The 18307-nt window shown below is 54.1% G+C and carries 17 protein-coding genes and 1 tRNA gene; 16 read left to right on the top strand and 2 right to left on the bottom strand.

From position 1 onward, the window contains the following. Positions 1-21: 21 nt before the first annotated feature. Entirely contained in the window at positions 22-576 is a 555-nt protein-coding gene (locus HMPREF9156_RS0103050) for an A24 family peptidase (protein ID WP_007147333.1), read from the bottom strand. 175 nt (positions 577-751) lie between these two features. Between HMPREF9156_RS0103050 and HMPREF9156_RS0103045 the strand changes: the two genes are divergently transcribed. The 7 genes from HMPREF9156_RS0103045 to HMPREF9156_RS0103015 all read left to right on the top strand — a co-directional run bounded on the left by HMPREF9156_RS0103045 (position 752) and on the right by HMPREF9156_RS0103015 (position 8685). Further along, a complete protein-coding gene (locus HMPREF9156_RS0103045; protein ID WP_007147331.1) occupies positions 752-2437 on the top strand; it encodes a CTP synthase in 1686 nt (561 codons plus the stop codon). 228 nt (positions 2438-2665) lie between these two features. Beyond that, positions 2666-4120 carry a Fe-S cluster assembly protein SufB gene (gene sufB, locus HMPREF9156_RS0103040; RefSeq protein WP_100214498.1) on the top strand — a complete coding sequence of 485 codons (1455 nt, stop codon included), beginning with the start codon at positions 2666-2668 and terminating at the stop codon, positions 4118-4120. 1 nt (position 4121) lies between these two features. Beyond that, on the top strand, positions 4122-5375 hold the full coding sequence (gene sufD / locus HMPREF9156_RS0103035; protein WP_007147329.1) for a Fe-S cluster assembly protein SufD: 1254 nt from the start codon (positions 4122-4124) through the stop codon (positions 5373-5375). 3 nt (positions 5376-5378) lie between these two features. Continuing rightward, positions 5379-6158, top strand: a complete 780-nt coding sequence (gene sufC, locus HMPREF9156_RS0103030; protein WP_007147328.1) for a Fe-S cluster assembly ATPase SufC — start codon at positions 5379-5381, stop codon at positions 6156-6158. A gap of 6 nt (positions 6159-6164) precedes the next feature. Further along, positions 6165-7442 (top strand): SufS family cysteine desulfurase, encoded by a 1278-nt coding sequence (locus tag HMPREF9156_RS0103025; protein ID WP_007147327.1) that lies wholly within the window; start codon positions 6165-6167, stop codon positions 7440-7442. Between the two features lie 92 nt (positions 7443-7534). Further along, positions 7535-8209, top strand: coding sequence for a Fe-S cluster assembly sulfur transfer protein SufU (sufU, locus tag HMPREF9156_RS06845; protein ID WP_231198089.1), 675 nt, complete (start codon positions 7535-7537; stop codon positions 8207-8209). Positions 8210-8235: 26 nt separating this feature from the next. Beyond that, positions 8236-8685, top strand: coding sequence for a metal-sulfur cluster assembly factor (locus HMPREF9156_RS0103015; RefSeq protein WP_007147325.1), 450 nt, complete (start codon positions 8236-8238; stop codon positions 8683-8685). 33 nt (positions 8686-8718) lie between these two features. Here HMPREF9156_RS0103015 and glgC read toward each other — a convergent pair whose 3' ends face one another. Beyond that, positions 8719-9966: a glucose-1-phosphate adenylyltransferase gene (glgC, locus tag HMPREF9156_RS0103010; protein WP_007147324.1), complete on the bottom strand. Its 1248-nt coding sequence runs from the start codon at positions 9964-9966 to the stop codon at positions 8719-8721. 224 nt (positions 9967-10190) lie between these two features. Between glgC and HMPREF9156_RS0103005 the strand changes: the two genes are divergently transcribed. From HMPREF9156_RS0103005 to HMPREF9156_RS0102965, 9 genes are all read left to right on the top strand, one after another. After that, the gene (locus HMPREF9156_RS0103005) at positions 10191-11555 is read left to right on the top strand and encodes a uracil-xanthine permease family protein (RefSeq protein ID WP_007147323.1); all 1365 of its coding nucleotides are present in this window, start codon (positions 10191-10193) and stop codon (positions 11553-11555) included. Positions 11556-11678: 123 nt separating this feature from the next. Continuing rightward, positions 11679-11766, top strand: a tRNA-Leu gene (locus HMPREF9156_RS0103000). 106 nt (positions 11767-11872) lie between these two features. Then, positions 11873-12754: a 16S rRNA (uracil(1498)-N(3))-methyltransferase gene (locus HMPREF9156_RS0102995; RefSeq protein ID WP_007147322.1), complete on the top strand. Its 882-nt coding sequence runs from the start codon at positions 11873-11875 to the stop codon at positions 12752-12754. 39 nt (positions 12755-12793) lie between these two features. After that, entirely contained in the window at positions 12794-13132 is a 339-nt protein-coding gene (locus HMPREF9156_RS0102990) for a histidine triad nucleotide-binding protein (RefSeq protein WP_007147321.1), read from the top strand. Between the two features lie 12 nt (positions 13133-13144). After that, entirely contained in the window at positions 13145-14275 is a 1131-nt protein-coding gene (locus tag HMPREF9156_RS0102985; RefSeq protein ID WP_007147320.1) for a PhoH family protein, read from the top strand. Beyond that, positions 14265-14843, top strand: coding sequence for an rRNA maturation RNase YbeY (gene ybeY, locus HMPREF9156_RS06840; protein WP_007147319.1), 579 nt, complete (start codon positions 14265-14267; stop codon positions 14841-14843). Before HMPREF9156_RS0102985 ends, ybeY begins: the two co-directional genes overlap by 11 nt. Continuing rightward, a complete protein-coding gene (locus tag HMPREF9156_RS0102975; RefSeq protein ID WP_007147318.1) occupies positions 14843-16207 on the top strand; it encodes a hemolysin family protein in 1365 nt (454 codons plus the stop codon). Before ybeY ends, HMPREF9156_RS0102975 begins: the two co-directional genes overlap by 1 nt. 13 nt (positions 16208-16220) lie before the next feature. Continuing rightward, entirely contained in the window at positions 16221-17204 is a 984-nt protein-coding gene (gene era / locus HMPREF9156_RS0102970) for a GTPase Era (RefSeq protein ID WP_017147435.1), read from the top strand. Between the two features lie 38 nt (positions 17205-17242). Continuing rightward, a complete protein-coding gene (locus HMPREF9156_RS0102965; protein WP_007147316.1) occupies positions 17243-18304 on the top strand; it encodes a Gfo/Idh/MocA family protein in 1062 nt (353 codons plus the stop codon). Positions 18305-18307 lie beyond the last annotated feature (3 nt).

Genomic DNA, 18307 nt, shown 5'->3' with positions numbered 1-18307 from the left:
GCCCTCAGCCCGGGGCTGCAGTTAAAGGGGGATCCCCGCCGCGTATGCTGCTATAACGATAATGGCAGACAGGGTTATAAAAGGTACAAAGGGGAGGCTGCCTGTTTTTACTTTTGTATCTATGCTGTGGGGCTGTGCTTTCCTTGCCCGTGTGATAAGCTTCATTGCCCCTAACCCTGCGAGGCCAAGTATCCCAAGGACTGTCCACCACCATACTGCTGCGGTCCATCCCAGCCACCCTACAGCCAGCGTGATAAGCCATGTGGCTGTAGTATCCCCAAACCCGAGTGCCCCCGGCCGTACCATAGACAGTGCGAACTGGATGCCTGCGCATATGAATGAGGAAATCACTGCTGAAACAAGCCTTTCCCACGGGTTATGCCCGTCATGAAAACAGGCGGCATCACAAAGATGTGCCGTAATTGCCGCAGCATAAGCAGCAAAAACCGACAGCTGGATGATATACCCTGTGATGACCGCAGCCCGCGGCACGGTACGCGATCTGATATCGGATACCGATAGGCAGATACCGGCGATAATGCCGGGAACAGTCAGACATGCAGATAGATAAGCCACTACGTAATATATACCTTAGAATCGAAAATAAATAAAGGCGGCGGTAAGAGCATGTTGCGATGTCGGGCAGCCGGCGAATCCCATGGCGAAGCTTTAGCAGTGCTGATAGAAGGGATGCCCGCCGGAGTGGCGGAAAACTGCTCCACGTCACATGTGAATGATATGATTAAATCCCATGGTTGATGAACATGGTGATAATAATCCACAACACGTGACAAAGCATATTTTCGTTACTGGCGGTGTTGTTTCTTCCCTTGGCAAAGGCCTTACGGCATCTTCTCTGGGACGCCTTCTGCGCAGCCGCGGCCTGCATGTTTTGCAGCAGAAGCTGGACCCTTATATCAATGTTGACCCCGGCACAATGAACCCGTTCCAGCATGGTGAAGTATATGTAACTGAGGACGGGGCCGAAACTGATCTGGATATTGGCCACTATGAGCGGTTCCTTGACGTTTTCCTCAGCCAGCGGGCTAATGTCACTACGGGCCAGATATACCAGAATGTGCTGCGTAAGGAGCGGGCAGGCGAATACCTCGGACAGTGCGTGCAGGTGATCCCGCATATCACCAACGAAATAAAAAGCCGTATGCGCGCCCAGGCTGATAACGGTGTCGATGTGATCATTACTGAGATCGGCGGTACTGTGGGCGATATCGAATCACAGCCGTTCCTTGAAGCAGCGCGCGAGGTACGCCGTGAACTCGGGTCTGACAACTGCATGTTCGTGCATGTATCGCTGGTGCCGTATATCGCGTCCGCCCATGAGCTGAAGACTAAACCTACACAACATTCTGTGATGATGCTCCGCCAGGTGGGCATCCGTCCCGATGCACTCGTCCTGCGTTCCGACCGTCCGCTGTCGGAAGGCATCAAAGACAAGATATCCCTGATGTGCGATGTGGACAGCGACGCTGTGGTCAACTGCGTAGATGTGCCGAGCATTTATGATATCCCCCGTATGCTGTATAAAGAGGGGCTTGACTCTTATGTAGTGCGTTGCCTCAGGCTCAGCAAGGCGCATGATGTGGAATGGGGCGACTGGGCAGACCTTGTCGAGCGTGTCAGCAATCCGCGTGAAGAAGTGACTATTGCTATCGTCGGCAAATATATTGACCTGCCTGATGCATACCTGTCAGTCACTGAAGCTATAAAAGCCGGCGGCTTCGGCAACTGGGCAAAGGCGAACGTGCGCTGGATAGCTGCCGATGAATGCGAGACGATGGAAGGCGCGCAGCGCAGCCTGAATGATGTGGACGGAATCGTTATCCCCGGGGGCTTCGGCATACGCGGTATTGAAGGCAAGATCGGCGCCCTCCGCTGGGCGCGTGAGAATAAAGTGCCGGTACTCGGGCTGTGCCTTGGCCTGCAGTCCATTGTTATTGAATATGCACGCAATGTTGCCGGTATTGAGCATGCCAATTCTTCAGAGTTTGATCCCCAGTGTGAAAACCCTGTTATTGCCACGATGGAAGAGCAGCGTAAATTCGTTGAGGGCTTCGGGGATATGGGGCATACTATGCGGCTGGGGGCTTATCCGGCAGTGCTGAAGCCCGGTTCCCTTGCTGCCCAGCTGTATGGAAGCGAAAACGTGTCGGAACGCCACCGCCATCGCTATGAGGTCAATGTAGCGTATAAACAGCAGCTTGAAGATGCGGGCCTGCGGATAAGCGGCACAAGCCCTGACGGTGAGCTTACCGAATTCGTTGAGCTGCCTCAGGATATCCATCCGTTCTATATCGGGACGCAGGCCCACCCGGAGTTCAAGTCGCGCCCGACGAAACCGCATCCCCTGTTCAACGGCCTTGTCAGGGCGGCGATCGAATTTAAGCGGACCCATCATCAGGGGCAGGGCTCCTTATAGGGGAGCAAATTCCTGCCCGTATGCGGGCCAGCCGGGCTGTGCGCATGCAGTGTACGGCAGACACATTGCATACCGTATGTGTATGCGCACTGCATGCATGTAACAGAGATAACTATACGCCCTCTTCCTTTTGGCCTTTTGAAGGTCTACAATAAAAAAAGTTATGCGCTACGGGAGGTGTCTGTGGCTTCAGCAGATAAGGTACAGCAGGATTCATCGGATGTGGAGATGAACCAGTATGTTGCTGACCGCGCAAATGTTAATGAGGATAAGCTCAGGCAGGATGATGAGATCATCGCCCAGTTCGGTGAATATAATTACGGCTGGCATGATTCTGATGCCGCGGGGGAAGCGGCTAAAAAAGGGATCGATGAGCAGGTAGTCCGTGATATCTCTGCCGATAAAGGCGAACCTGGGTGGATGCTCGACTACCGCCTGCGGGGATACCAGGCCTTCATCGATAAACCTATGCCTGAATGGGGCATTGACCTGAGCGGTTTCCGTGCGGAGGATTTCAAATATTACGTTAAGCCAATCGACAAGCCCGTGAACTCGTGGGATGAGCTGCCCGATGATATCCGTAATACTTATGACCGCCTGGGCATACCCGAGGCTGAGAAAAAGCGCCTGGTCTCCGGTGTGGCAGCGCAGTATGAATCGGAAGTAATTTATAATTCTATCCGCGAAGACCTTAAAAAGCAGGGTGTTATTTTTGTTGATACCGATGCTGCTGTAAGGGATTATCCGCAGCTGGTCAAAAAATATTTTGCCACAGTTATCCCTCCGGATGATAATAAATTTGCTGCGTTGAATACTGCCGCATGGTCCGGCGGCTCTTTTGTCTACGTCCCTAAAGGGGTGCACGTCGATATCCCGCTGCAGGCATATTTCCGTATCAATACACCGGCTATGGGGCAGTTTGAACGTACTCTGATCATCGCTGACGAAGGCTCCTATGTCCATTACGTTGAAGGGTGCACTGCCCCCATCTACTCGCAGGATTCCCTGCATGCCGCCAATGTGGAGATCATTGTTGAGAAAAACGCCCGTGTGCGGTATACGACAGTGCAGAACTGGTCCAATAACGTGTACAATCTGGTGACCCAGCGGGCATATGTGCGTGAAGGCGGCACTATGGAATGGGTCGATGGCAATATTGGTTCCAAGGCAACGATGAAATACCCTGCATGCATCCTTGCAGAGCCGTATGCCAAGGCTGAGACCTTGTCGCTCGGCTTTGCCGGGCGCGGCCAGTACCAGGATACCGGGGCGAAAATGATCCATTGCGCCCCTCATACAAGCTCAACGATCGTTGCGAAATCGATCTCCCGGGGAGGGGGGCGTTCAGCATACCGCGGGCTGGTGAAAATCGCTGACGGGGCATATGGCTCAAGTTCCAACGTTGTGTGCGACGCCCTGCTTGTTGATGATTTCTCGCGTTCTGACACATATCCGCATGTGGATGTGCGCGAAGATGATGTTTCTATGGCACATGAGGCTACGGTTTCCAAAGTTTCCGAAGACCAGCTCTTTTATCTGATGAGCCGGGGGCTTGAGGAGAAAGAAGCGATGGGGATGATCGTGCGGGGTTTTGTGGAACCGATCTCGCGCGAGCTGCCTATGGAGTATGCCCTTGAACTGAACCGCCTGGTCGAACTGCAAATGGAAGGATCTGTTGGTTAATATGGCATCGCATGAGCATGATAATAATGAAATAAAGGTCCCTGTGGCAGACCCCAATGATCCGTATGCCGTTCCGGCTGCTATGCCGTCCAGCGCGGATAAGGCCGTGCGGTCGTTTGACCCGGATGCTTTTGCCATGCCTTCACGCCGCCAGGACGACTGGCGTTTCACGCCTGTGGAACGGATAAAAGAGTTTTTCACAGCCTTTGAGCCGTCCTGTGCAACGGAAGTTTTCCTAGGTGCTGCCGGCGGCGGCCCGGCCCCTGCGCAGAATGCCGTACTGCGTAAAACTACCACGGAGGATGAGGACGCCGGTATCGTTTCACAGCCGAGCGATAGGGCTTCTGCGGTTCAGTGGGTGAGCGCGCATAATAATACGTATGTGCTTGAGCTTTCAGGTCAGTGGGATATTCCGGCCGTTCTGCGGATCACAGGGAAATCCCTGGCTCCTGACGCGCTTCATATTGTTATCAAAACCGCCGACTATTCACACGGCGATATAATCATTGAGCATCAGGGGGATGCGAAACTGGCTGAAGGGCTTGAGATTATAACAGGGAAGGGGTCCCATATCTGCGTGGTATCTGTCCAGGAATGGTCTGACGCAAGCAAGCACGTTGGCAGCCACCGCATCAGGGTAGGCGAAGGCGCGGTGCTGCGGCATTGTGTTGTTACCCTTGGCGGGGATGTTGTGCGGCTGCGCATGGATCAGGATTTTGCCGGGCCCGGCAGTGAACTCAATATGCTGGGGATCTATTTCGTCGATCCGGGTCAGCATATTGAACACCGTACTATGGTGGTGCATAATGAGCCGGAATGCAAATCACGGGTCATCTATAAAGGGGCCTTGGAAGGAAAAGATGCGCATTCCACATGGGTAGGCAATGCCCTGATACAGCCGTCTGCCCCGGGTACAGACTCATATGAGCTGAACCGCAATCTGGTCCTTGTCCCCGGTGCTGTTGCAGATTCCGAACCAAACCTGGAGATTGAGAACGGCAATATCATAGGGGCAGGCCATGCCAGCTCTGTCGGCCGGTTCGATGATGAAGAGCTGTTCTATCTGCAGTCCCGGGGAGTCCCTGAAACCGAAGCCCGTAAGCTTGTGGTACGGGGTTTTTTCGGTGAGCTGATCGATGAGATCGGTATTCCGGCTATTTCCAGCCATCTTATGGACGCTGTCAACAGGCGTCTGGAAAGCACTGAAAATAATTCATATCCACAGGACACCAGCCAAGACCTCAACAAGGAGTAAATTATGCCGGTACTTGATATCAAAGACCTTTATGCTTCGGTAGAGACAAAGGAAGGACGCAAACAAATCCTTAAAGGGGTCAGCCTTACCCTTAATTCTAATGAGACGCATGCGATCATGGGGCCTAACGGTTCCGGGAAATCAACTTTGGCCTATACCCTCGCTGGGCATCCAAAATATATTGTGGACAGCGGGCAGGCGTTGCTTGACGGCAGGGACCTGCTGAAAATGACGCCGGATGAGCGGGCAGTGGCCGGGCTGTTCCTGGCCATGCAGTATCCGGTGGAGGTACCGGGGGTCTCTATGACCAATTTCCTGAGGACTGCCAAAACCGCTGTTGACGGCAAGGCACCGGCTATCAGGCAGTGGACAAAGGATCTGGCTGCTTCCATGAAAAATCTGAGGATGGATCCTAAATTCGCCCAGCGTTCTGTCAATGAAGGTTTTTCTGGCGGCGAAAAAAAGCGGGCAGAAGTCCTCCAGCTTGAACTCCTGAAGCCGAAATTTGCTATTATGGATGAAACGGATTCGGGGCTTGATGTTGATGCCCTCCGTATCGTTTCTGAAGGTGTGAACCGGGCAAAGGAAAATACAGGGCTCGGCATTATGCTTATTACGCATTATACAAGGATACTCAAGTATATTAAGCCTGATATCGTGCATGTATTTGCGCAGGGCAGGGTAGTGGAAACAGCAGGGCCTGAGCTTGCTGATGAGCTTGAAGAATCAGGCTACGACAGGTTCCTTCCTGAAGGCGCCGATTCTGAATCAGCACTGGCGTAGGCGGATATGGCAGATACAGGATATATCCGTTCGCAGTTCCCTATACTTAAACAGAAGGTGCACGGGCATCCTCTGGTTTACCTGGATTCGGCTGCTACGGCGCAGAAGCCTCAGTGCGTTATTGATGCTGAGCGGGATTTTTATGAGACCGTCAATGCGGGGGTGCATCGAGGGGCGCATGAGCTTGCAGCACGCAGCACCCAGGCTTATGAGGATGCACGGACCCGTGTGGCGCATTTCGTTGGGGCGCAGTCTCAGTCGGGGGCTGAAGAAATAGTGGTGACACCCGGTGCAACAGCGGGGCTGAACCTGCTGGCTACCGCATTCGGGAATGCAAGCCTCGGGCGGGGAGGGGAACCCGCCCGGCGTTTTGCCCTCAGGCCTGGCGACGAAATAGCAGTCACGCGCGCTGAGCACCATTCGGCCCTTCTGCCTTTCCAGGAGCTTGCAGAACGTACAGGGGCAATACTTAGATGGCTTGATCTTACTGAAGACGGGCGCATCCGTACAGACAGCGAGATGCTTGGCTCGGCGATCACAGAGCGCACGAAAGCTGTTGTATTTACTCATGTTTCCAACGTAACAGGCGCAATCACCGACGCTGCGCCTGTTGTGAGGCGTGCGCACGAAGCCGGGGCGGTCACTGTGCTGGATGCATGCCAGTCAGTTCCGCATATCGGTGTCGATTTCCATGCCATGGATGTCGATTTTGCAGTATTCAGTGCGCATAAGATGTATGGTCCTACGGGGGTGGGGTTCCTGTATGGACGGCGTAAGCTTCTGGAGGCTTTGCCGCCTGCAAGTTTTGGCGGTTCTATGGTGGAGCTGGCGTGGATGAACAGGCCGGCGCAGTACATGGATCCTCCGGCACGGTTCGAAGCCGGTACCCAGCCGGTCGCACAGGCTGTTGCCGCGGGGGAGGCTGCGCAATGGATGATGGATATCGGTATGGATACTGTCAGGCAGCATGAGGCGGCACTCACCAGGCATCTGCTGGAACTAGGCTCTGTGTCCGGTGTCCGTATCCTCGGGCCGGCAGAGGATCGGGACCGTATTGCAACTGTTGCTTTTGAGGTCGAGGGCGTGCACCCTCATGACGTCGGGCAGTTCCTTGATGCGCAGGGCATAGCCATCAGGGTCGGGCATCATTGCGCACAGCCGGTCCATCGCCATTTTGGGGTATATGCTTCCAACCGCGCTTCAGCGGGGATATATACTACCGATGACGATATTGACGCCCTTATCGGCGCCGTCAGCCGGGTCCGCCGCTTTTTCGCTGCATAGCATCAGGGATAGGGCTGCAGCTGTTTCTATCCTGTGGCGAAATATGCGCTGCTCCGCTTGTGTACGGCAGCGGTATGCGTAAACTGTCTACTGTGGACGATTTTGGATTATCCGGCAGCGATCTGGAGCAGATGTATCAGGAAGTCATTCTGGAGGCGTCAAAGGATCCGCACGGCAAGGCGCATTTTGCCCAGGATATTACATCTGCACAGTCAGAAAATGAGGGTGACGGCGGCGTTCCCGGGAGGGCAGCGGCTTCAGCTGTGCTGACGGCAAGCCATGAGTACTGTGTGCCTGCACAATCCCATCAGTTCAACCCTACCTGCGGCGATGAGGTCACTGTGCGTATTGAGCTTTCAGACGGATCTGACGGCAAGCCTGTCCGTATAGAAAGCCTTTCATGGGATGGACAGGGATGCTCTATATCGCAGGCAAGCCTGTCGATCATGTATGACCTGGTCCAGGGCAAAACACTTGAAGAGGCTATGGAGCTGGATGCCGTATTCCATGAGCTGATGGATTCACGGGGCAAGGGCCTTGATGATGAAAGGAAAAACGACCTTCTCGAGGATGCCGTGGTATTCCAGGGCGCTTCCCAATACCCGATGCGCATAAAATGCGCACTCCTGGGATGGGAAGGCCTGAAGGATTCTGCTGCTTCCGCTCTGGCCCGGATCAGCACAGTACCCGGTGGAAAGGGGTCTGCCGTCAGCCCGAAGCAGGCTGCACGGTCCATGTCGGAATCCGGTGATATGGGACAGGAATAGGTAAGGATAAAGGTAAGGAGCCGGACATGGCAGGGGAAACTGAGCATAATACCCATAAAACCGATGGGGAAGGGGCTGTGCAGGATGTGCCTGAGCAGGCCGGACAGAGGGATATCACCATCACTTCGCTGGATGATATAGGCCGTGCCACTGCTGAAGATATCAGGGAAGCCCTCCACCAGGTCATGGACCCTGAACTGGGGATCGATGTTATTGATCTGGGGCTGGTTTACGGTATTGAGATAGACCATCTTGGGCGGTGCATTATTACTATGACGCTGACAACGCCTGCCTGCCCTCTGACAGACCTTATTGAAGATGAGTGCGCCAGTGCGCTGGCCGGGATCGTTGACGAATTCCGCGTAGACTGGACATGGACGCCGCCATGGAGTATAGATATGATAACGCCTGAGGGTGCAGAACAGCTCGCCGCACTGGGCTTCAACCTTAACAGCCTGCCGCGGGCCTATGCCTGACTTATGATGGCCAGCCATAGGCCGACAGCATAGTTACGCTTCAATCACAGTGCCCTTCGGGACAACAGTGATACCTTCGGGAGTAATGGTCAGCCCCCGTGTGCTGTCCCTGTCATGTTCGAGGCCGACAGCAGCATTTTCCTCCACGATAACATCCTTATCGAGGATAGCCTTATAGACGCGGGCATTCCGGTGGATCGCGCAGTTGTCCATAATGACTGAATCAACGACCTGGGACCATGAATGGACGCGGACGTTCGTCGCAATAACAGAATGGTTCACTTCGCCGCCCGAGATGATTGCCCCGGGGCATACCATGGATTCGGTGGCATGGCCCAGGCGGTCGGAATCTGCGTGGACGAACTTTGCGGGCGGGAGGGAACCTACATTGCTGTAAATCGGCCATTCGGCATTGTACAGGTCGAATTCAGGGACATGGGCAATCAGGTCCATATGGGCATCATAGAACTGTTTAAGGGTGCCGACGTCACGCCAGTAGTCTCTGTCCTGCTCGTTGGCGCCGGGGACATCGTTATCATGGAAATCATAGACCCCGGCCTGCTTGCGGGCAGCAAAGTACGGGGCTATATTGGTCCCCATATCGTGTTTGGAATCCGGGTCTTCAGCATCGATACGCAATGCTTCAAAAAGCGAATCGGTGTTGGCAACATAATTCCCCATAGAAGCAAGCATCAGATCCGGTGCATCGGGGAGCCCCTGTGCTGTTGCCGGCTTTTCCTCGAAATTGGTAATAAGCTTGCGGTTCTGCGAGTCGGTATTGATGACTCCGAACTGGTCCGACTGGGAAACAGGCTGCCGGATCGCAGCCACGGTAAACTCGGCGCCTGTATCGATATGCGACTGGACCATCTGCCGGTAATCCATACGGTATACATGGTCTGCCCCGAGGATAAGGACGATATCAGGCCGTACATCTTCGATGATATTTATAGTCTGGGCGATCGCGTCGGCACTTCCGAGGTACCACCGTTTGCCTAGGCGCTGCTGTGCCGGGACAGTTGACACGTAGTTGTCCAGCAGGGAAGAGAAATGCCATACACGCGAAATATGGCGGTCCAGCGAATGGGATTTATACTGTGTGAGCACAATGATCTGACGGTAATCAGAGTTGACCAGGTTGCTTAGCGGGAAATCGATCAGACGGTACATCCCGCCAAAAGGCACAGCCGGTTTCGCACGGTCGCGCGTCAGCGGCATCAGCCTCGTGCCTTCTCCCCCTGCCAGAATGATCGAAAGTACTTTCGGATTCTTTTTTGACATAATCCCTCCTGACTTAGCTTCTTTGCAACTGGAATGGTATTGTGGTACTTCCTATTGTTGCACAAAAATAGTTTCGGCGTGTCGGATTCAGCAAATATCAGGTATGGAATTTTGGGAAGGGGTTCCTGTACAGTTAAAGGGATTTTCGCCCAGTGCAAAAATTAGGTATCCATAACCAGGCCAGCATGGCTATGCTGCCGTGTGTGGCATGCAAAAGGAGAGGTATGGCTTTGAATCTCACATGGAAGCTTCACGGCGACGGCAAACATATTGCCCCAGGTGAAGTGATTGAACCGGATGAGCGGCTGACATGGGGGCGTACCGCAGGTATCGGTGCCCAGCATGTTATTGCAATGTTTGGGGCGACGTTCCTGGTCCCTATACTGACAAAATTCGACCCGTCGGCAACGCTGTTCTTCACAGCCCTGTCGACAGCGCTGTTCCTGCTGATCAATAATAATGTGCTGCCCAGCTATCTGGGCAGCTCTTTTGCTTTTATAGCCCCAATCAGTGCTGTTACCGCTGCGCACCAGGGGATGGAAGGGTTCCAGCTGGCGAGCTTCGGTATCCTGTGCACGGGTGCCACGCTTGCGGCTGTAGGTATTATTGTCCATTTTGCGGGCGCAAAGTGGATCGATACTGTTATGCCTCCTGTAGTCAACGGGGCGATAGTGGCGATCATCGGCTTCAACCTTGCCCCAAGTGCATGGAATAATTTCAAAAAGGCGCCGGTAACAGCTATTGTCACCCTTGTATCAGTAATGCTTATATCTGTCCTTTTCAAAGGGCTTATCGGGCGTCTGAACATCCTCCTCGGTGTGGTGATCGGGTATATCGTTGCCTGTTTCCGGGGCGAGGTCAATTTTTCCCCTATCGGCAAGGCTGCGTGGTTCGGATTGCCTGCTTTCCATACCCCGAAGGCTGATTTCAGCATACTGGCGATGTTCCTTCCTGTGGTGTTCGTCCTTATTGCCGAGAATATCGGCCATGTCAAATCTGTCTCGCTGATGACCGGCCGGGATTATGACGGACGTATCGGCCGTTCGCTTTTTGCTGACGGCCTGGGGACAGTGTTTGCAGGTATAGGCGGAGGGTCAGGCACCACGACGTATGCTGAAAATATCGGTGTCATGGCTGCAACGAAAGTCTATTCGACTGCCGCCTACTGGTTTGCAGCACTGTTTGCGCTTATCCTCAGCCTGTGCCCCAAGTTCGGCGCCGTTATCAACACCATACCCGAGGGTGTCCTGGGCGGGGTGACTACGCTGCTGTACGGCATGATCGGCATGCTTGGCGTGCGGATATGGGTAGAGAATAAAGTTGATTTTGCCAAGCCTGTGAATATGACAGTAGGCGCCGTAACAATGATCATCGGTATCGCAGATTTCACTTTTGCCGTCCAGGGCGTCAGCTTCAACGGTATTGCGATCGGTTCTGTTGCTGCCCTCGCTGTCTACCACCTTCTGAAGCTGCTGGGCACAGCTACCGGCGTCATCAAGGACAGCTCCGATTATATTACGGAGAAGGCCGATACGGCGCCTCTGTCGGGGACGGGGCGGGATGAGAATATTTCGCCCGGGGAAAGGTGATTTCCGGCAGCGGCGCATAAGGCGCATAAGCTGAGTGCCGGCGTGCTTAGACACACGCAACACGTAAGGCTGTACTTCGGCCAGTGGGCGTGGTAGGCTATTCTACTGTTGCGTGAAGCATCTGTCCGGGTGGCGGAATGGTAGACGCGCTAGCTTGAGGTGCTAGTGCCCATCTTGTACGGGCGTACGGGTTCAACTCCCGTTCCGGACACAATAAAGCCCCGTGAGCGGGGCTTTTCTGTATCTGCTAGATCTGTAATCCTGATTGCAGCAGACGCGGCTGTATAAATGATCGCAAGCCTTGCTAAAGTATCAGTATGACGTTCCCCCTGTTCATAGTCCCTCAGCTGCGGGAAAGCATCAGTCTGCCTGAAACGCCGTCCACCGATGGCGATGGCAGCTCAAGTCTTGCAGGCACTGAAGCGGTCCTGCCTGCCGGTGTATACCAGCACGCCGTCAAGGCCATGAGGCTGGGCAATAATGATACGTTATGGCTCAGCGATGGTATGGGGCTCAAGGTCAGGGCAGTTATCACAGACAGCTCGGAAGGGATGGTCCGCATAGAGGGCCAGTCATATGAATCTGCCCCCCAGATCAGGCTGGGCCTCGTCCAGGCGCTGGCGAAATCCGGACGGGATGAACAGGCTGTTGAAATGGCTGTGGAGATTGGGGCGGATGCTGTCATCCCGTGGCAGGCTGACCGCAGCATAGTCCAGTGGAAAGGCCCCAGGGCTGCTAAAGGGCGGGAGAAGTGGCATGACCGCCTTGTTATGGCAGCGGAACAGTCACGGCGCTCCCGGGTGCCTGAGCTGGGGCAGCTTATGGTTACGAAACAGCTGGTCCCGTGGGCTGCCGGGCAGGTTCAGTCCGGCAATGCGGTTATCGTGCTCCATCAGGATGCAGCTGATACATGGGGGGATATATCGCGGACGCTTTTAGGACAGTATGCCCAGCCCATGGACGGTGGTGCTGCCCGTGATGCAGGGGGCAGCGCATCAGCCCCCAGATATATTTATATTGCTGCAGGCCCTGAGGGCGGGATCAGCAGCAGTGAGATTGAACAGCTGAGATCTGCCGGGGCATATATAACACTGCTGGGCAGGAATATCCTGCGCGCTTCAAGTGCCGGCCCTGTTGCCCTGGCCCTGCTTTCCGAGGCTTTTGGGAGGTTCAGTGCAGGGCGGCAGGGGCCAATATAGAGGATATCCGGTAAAATATAAGCCAAAAAGGAGCTTAAAATGCATACTGAAGAAGACTGCCTGTTCTGCAGGATTGTTGCCGGCACAGTGCCGAGCACTAAAGTGTTTGAGAACAGTACAACGTATGCTTTTAAAGATGTCCATCCCCAGGCGAAAGTCCACGTACTCGTAGTACCGAAAAAGCATTACGCTGATGTGCATGAGCTGGCTGAGTCAGACCCCGCAGAACTGGCTGATATCATTAGTGTTGCCCAGCATATAGCGGATGAGGAATACCATGGCCATTTCCGTCTGGAGTTCAACACCGGCGAAGACGCAGGGCAAAGCGTATTCCATGTCCATGCACACGTGCTTACCGGGGAAAAATTAGAGGAGTAGTCCTGCAGCTATATGGCGTCAACAACAAGAACTGTTATCATACCGGATGAGCTTGAACCGGTGTCAGTATTCGGCCCGGAAGACAGTGTTATCCGTACAGTCGAAAAAGCATATCCCGAACTGTCTATAGCCGTCCGCGGGAACAGGGTCGCGATCGTGTCCCAGTATTCGCGGACTGAACCGCAGGCAGAGGAGGCGGAAAGTTTTATCCATGGGCTTATTGATGCCGCCTATACAGCGCCGATTGATGCGGATGAGGCGGGCAGGCTGCTGGATCACAGGATATCCAGAAAAGCGGACCGCAAAGAGAGGAAGATCATTTCGCGTAATCCGCGGGGCGGCACCAGCTCAGACAGCCCGGATCTGCACCGCAAAGGTGCCGCCGGCACAGGAAGCGGCGATAACGGTGTTTTGGGCACTGTGCCTGCATTAGGCGGGCGAATACCCAGTGTTATCACTATGGCGCACGGTACCCCTGTACGTGCGAAAACACCGGGACAGGCAGCATATGTCAGTGCGATAGGGACGCATACTGTGACATTTGCCATAGGCCCGGCGGGGACGGGGAAAACATATCTTGCTGTGGCCAAGGCAGTGCGGGCTTTTGATGATGGGACAGTGCGGCGGATCGTCCTTACCCGGCCCGCTGTAGAGGCTGGGGAATCCCTGGGGTTCCTTCCGGGGACGCTTGATGAGAAAGTGGATCCCTATCTGCGCCCTCTGTATGATGCCCTTGCCGACATGCTGGGCAATGAACGCTTGCAGCGCTATCTGTCCAACGGCACCATTGAAGTGGCTCCGCTTGCATATATGCGCGGACGGACTTTGAATGATGCTTATGTGATCCTTGACGAGGCGCAGAATACAACCCAGCATCAGATGAAGATGTTCCTGACCCGTTTAGGATTCAATACCCGTATGATTATTACCGGGGATTCCACGCAGGTCGATTTCGCAGTACGCAACTCAGGGCTCAAGGATATTGAGGATATCCTTGGAGGTGTTGATGATATTGCTTTCATACACCTTGACAGCCGTGATGTGGTCAGGCACAGCCTGGTCGCCAGGATAGTAGATGCCTATCAGGAATACGGCGGCAGGCAGGAAGCAGAGCACAGGGGGAGGAACGGCAGTGAGCGTTGATATTACTAATGAGACCCAATGGGATATCAATCCTATGGTATTTTCCGATCTTGCAGTATGGACGATGGACCAGATGCATGTCAGCACACACAGTGACCTGTCGGTCTCCTTTATTGAGCCTGAGCCTATGGCCCAGCTGCATATGCGCTGGATGAACCTTGAAGGGCCTACTGATGTCATGAGTTTCCCGATGGATGAGCTGCGTCCGGGGAGCGGGCGAAATTATCCGGAAGGGCTGCTCGGCGATATCATCCTCTGCCCCCGGGTGGCAGCGGATCAGGCTGCTGCTGCGGGGCATTCCACGATCGAAGAAATGATGCTCCTGACGGTCCACGGGATCCTCCATCTCCTGGGGTACGACCATTCGACCCCTGCAGACGAACAGCGCATGTTCGGCATACAGCGCCAGCTCCTGCTTACTTTCCTTTCTGTGCGTTCAGGGACACTCAATGATGTGGCCCCTCCCGGTAACGGCAGCGGTACGGACAGCGAAGGCTTTATCACATATACCGATATCGATACAGATACGGCTGCAGATGCAGCTGCCGGGGAAAGTGCAGCGGAATAATGGATATCCCAACACTGATTGCTATCGCAGCCCTTACTGCTGCAGCAATCCTTACTGTGTGGTTTGCTATCATCATGGCGGTCTGTGAAACCGCTATCGGCCGGGTATCACGGTCAACGCTCAACAATATGGTTGTTGAGGTACAGACGAATGATGAATCCGATTTTGTCAGCAGGAGGAAGCTTAAGCGTATCCATGCGGTGCAGAAGTTCGTCACGCATCGTTATGCTACAGCTGCATCATGCTCTTTTATGCGGATCGTTGCCAATATATGCGAAGGCGTTTTTATAGCGGTTATTGCCCAGCTTGCCGGCGCTGCAGTATGGCTCCAGCTGCTTTCAGGGGCCATCGCAGCGCTGGCCGTGGCAGTCATATCGAATTTTGTCCGTCCGCGGACGTCAAGTATTGATTCTGTCCACGTTATGATGCGATATTCCCGTCTGGTGGCGTTTGTCCTGGCTCTGACGCCGTTCACCCTCCACTCAGAGAAGAACAGGTCTTCCAGGCTCGAAGAGCAGAACCTGTCTGATGATGAAGAGGTTGAAAAAGCCCATCTTGAGCAGGGGCGTGCAGCAATCGAACGGCTTGTCGAAAATAATATTTTCGACAAAGAGATTTCTGAGATGCTGCGTAATGTATTAACGCTGTCGGATACCCTCACACGTGAGATCATGGTCCCCAGGACCGATATGTTCTGTGTCGGAACGGACACAACACTGGGCAGCCTGCTGAAAATGTGCTCGAGGTCTGGCTTCTCCCGGGTACCCGTTATCGGAGAGTCTGTTGACGACCTCGCCGGGATGGCATACCTGAAAGATGCTGTCCGTGCGGTTGCCTTCAACCCCTCAGCCGGCAGCCGTACCGTCGATACTATAACCCGCAGCCCAATGCTCGTACCGGAATCCAAGCCGGTTGACGACCTGTTCCACGATATGCAGGCTGAACGGCAGCATGTAGCGGTAGTTGTTGATGAATACGGCGGCATCGCAGGTATGGTGACTATTGAAGATGCACTGGAACAGATCGTCGGCGAAATGGAAGATGAACATGACCGTGTACAGCGCCAGGATCCCGAACAGCTGGAAAACGGCGGCTGGAAGGTCCCTGCGCGCACATCCCTTGCCGATATTGAAGAGCTTTTCGAAATGGATATAGATGAGGATGATGTGGATACGGTATACGGGCTGCTTACCAAAGCCTTGGGGAGTGTGCCGATTGTAGGTTCAACAGCCGCGATCCACGGACTGCAGCTGACAGCTGTGGATCAGGCTGGCCGCCGCAAGAAAGTCTCCACGATAGTCGTTGAACGGGAAAGCATAGGCCGTCAGCACAGCGGCAGCAGCGAGGATGACGGCAATGAGTAAAGGTAGGGAAAACATGCCTGAAAATCAGGATAACGACGGCGCTGAAGGTTTCCGGTCAGGGTTCATTGCTGTTGTCGGACGCCCGAATGTCGGCAAATCGACCCTTATCAATGCCCTTGCAGGCAGGCAGATCGCTATCACATCATCAAAGCCTGAAACCACACGTAAAGCTATCCGTGCTATCGTCACCACAGGATCCTGCCAGCTCGTCCTGGTCGATACCCCCGGTATACACAGGCCGAGGACTGTCCTGGGGCAGCGGCTTAATGATATCGTTGACGAATCCCTGGCGGACAGCGATGCTGTCGCTTTCCTTCTGCCTGCCGACCAGGAGATCGGCCCCGGGGACAGGAGGATCCTCAGCCGCCTGCGCCAGCAGTTTTCCCATAAGGACAGTGAGGGGCAATGGCAATGGTCCAAGCCTGTTTTAGGGGTGATCACTAAAATCGATCGCTGCACAAGGGATATCCTGATCGATAAGATCATGGAAATTGACCAGTTCGGGCATTTCTCGCAGATCGTCCCCGTATCCGCATTACAGTCAGATAATGTTGATGAAGTGCTTGGCGTTTTCCGTGAGGCTGTGCCGGAGGGCCCCCAGATGTATCCTGAAAGCCAGGTATCTGAAGAGCCTCCTGAGGAAACGATAGCAGAGCTTATCCGCGGGACCTTCCTTGAAGAGCTTGACGATGAGCTCCCCCATTCCCTGGCTGTAGTGGTGGATTCGGTGGAGTATCCTGAAACTGGGGAAGCTGAAGGGGATACTGCGCAGGAAGACGGCAAGGCCATAGTCCATGTTTCGATCTATGTGGAACGCGATTCCCAGAAGCCTATCATTATTGGGCGGAAGGCACAGAACCTGGTAAAAGTAAAAAAGAAGCTGAGGACCCCGGTCAACCGTCTGGTAGGGCAGAAAGCGGCGCTGGACCTGCATGTTAAGGTTGCCAAAAGCTGGCAGTCCGACCCTAAGAAGATCCAGCGGCTGGGGTTTATATAAATCAGCATCACAGGGATATACAGGAATAAGGAGTTCATATGAGTATCCATAACGGCAGTGAAGATGCCACTGTTAATGTGGCGATACTCGGCCTTGGCCGTATCGCTGAACGGATGGCTGCAACCCTGGCAGAAATGAGAAACGATGTCCGGTACAGCAAGGCTGTAAGCCTTTATGCCGCGGCGACACGGGATGACCGGCAGCGGGCGCAGAGGTTTGCAGAAAAATACGGATTCGCGCATGCGTACGGGTCATACGATGAGCTGCTCAACGATGAGGCTGTGGATCTCGTCTATATTGCTACACCTCATGCATTCCATGCAGAACAGGCCATTGCATGTATGGAGCACGGCAAGAACGTGCTTGTTGAGAAATCATTTACCGCAACAGAAGAGCAGGCCAGGAAAGTGATAGAAGTATCACACAGGACCGGGCTGCTGTGTGCCGAGGCGATATGGACGCGGTATATGCCAAGCCGTCGGATGATCCTTGACGCCATGGCCGGCAGAGGGGAAGAGGGGATCGGACCGGTGCATGCGGTCCATGCAGACCTGTCATACCCCATAACATACAAGGAGCGCATAGTGGAGCCTGCACTGGCCGGAGGGGCCCTGCTCGATGTGGGCGTTTATACGCTTAATTTTGTCCGCATGCTTTTCCCTGACGCTGATCCGCATGATATCATGACTGCTGCGAAGCTTACTGATAAGAAAGTCGATGGATCCAACGTGTCAGCTATCTGGCTTGATAACGGGGTCAAGGCGACAGTTACGTCGGCAATAGACTGCACCTCTGACCGCAACGGCGTTATCCAGGGGGAGAACGGGCATATTACTGTTGACAATATCAATAACCCCGGAACCATCACTGTATACAACAAGGCAGACGAAGCTGTCAGGACCCTTTCGGCACCTGAACAGATCACCGGGTTTGAATACGAAGTAATGGCGAGTATTGATGCTATACGCCGCAACGCTGTGGAATGCCCGGAGATGCCCCATGAAGAGACACTGTTCATCATGCGCCTGATGGATGCCCTGCGCCACAACTGGGGTGTATGGTATCCCTTTGAAAAACGGGAGCAGCAGAAGGAGCTTTAACCT

It is taken from the genome of Scardovia wiggsiae F0424, assembly GCF_000269605.1.
Classification (GTDB): domain Bacteria; phylum Actinomycetota; class Actinomycetes; order Actinomycetales; family Bifidobacteriaceae; genus Scardovia; species Scardovia wiggsiae.
This window is presented reverse-complemented; position numbering and strand designations above follow the sequence as displayed.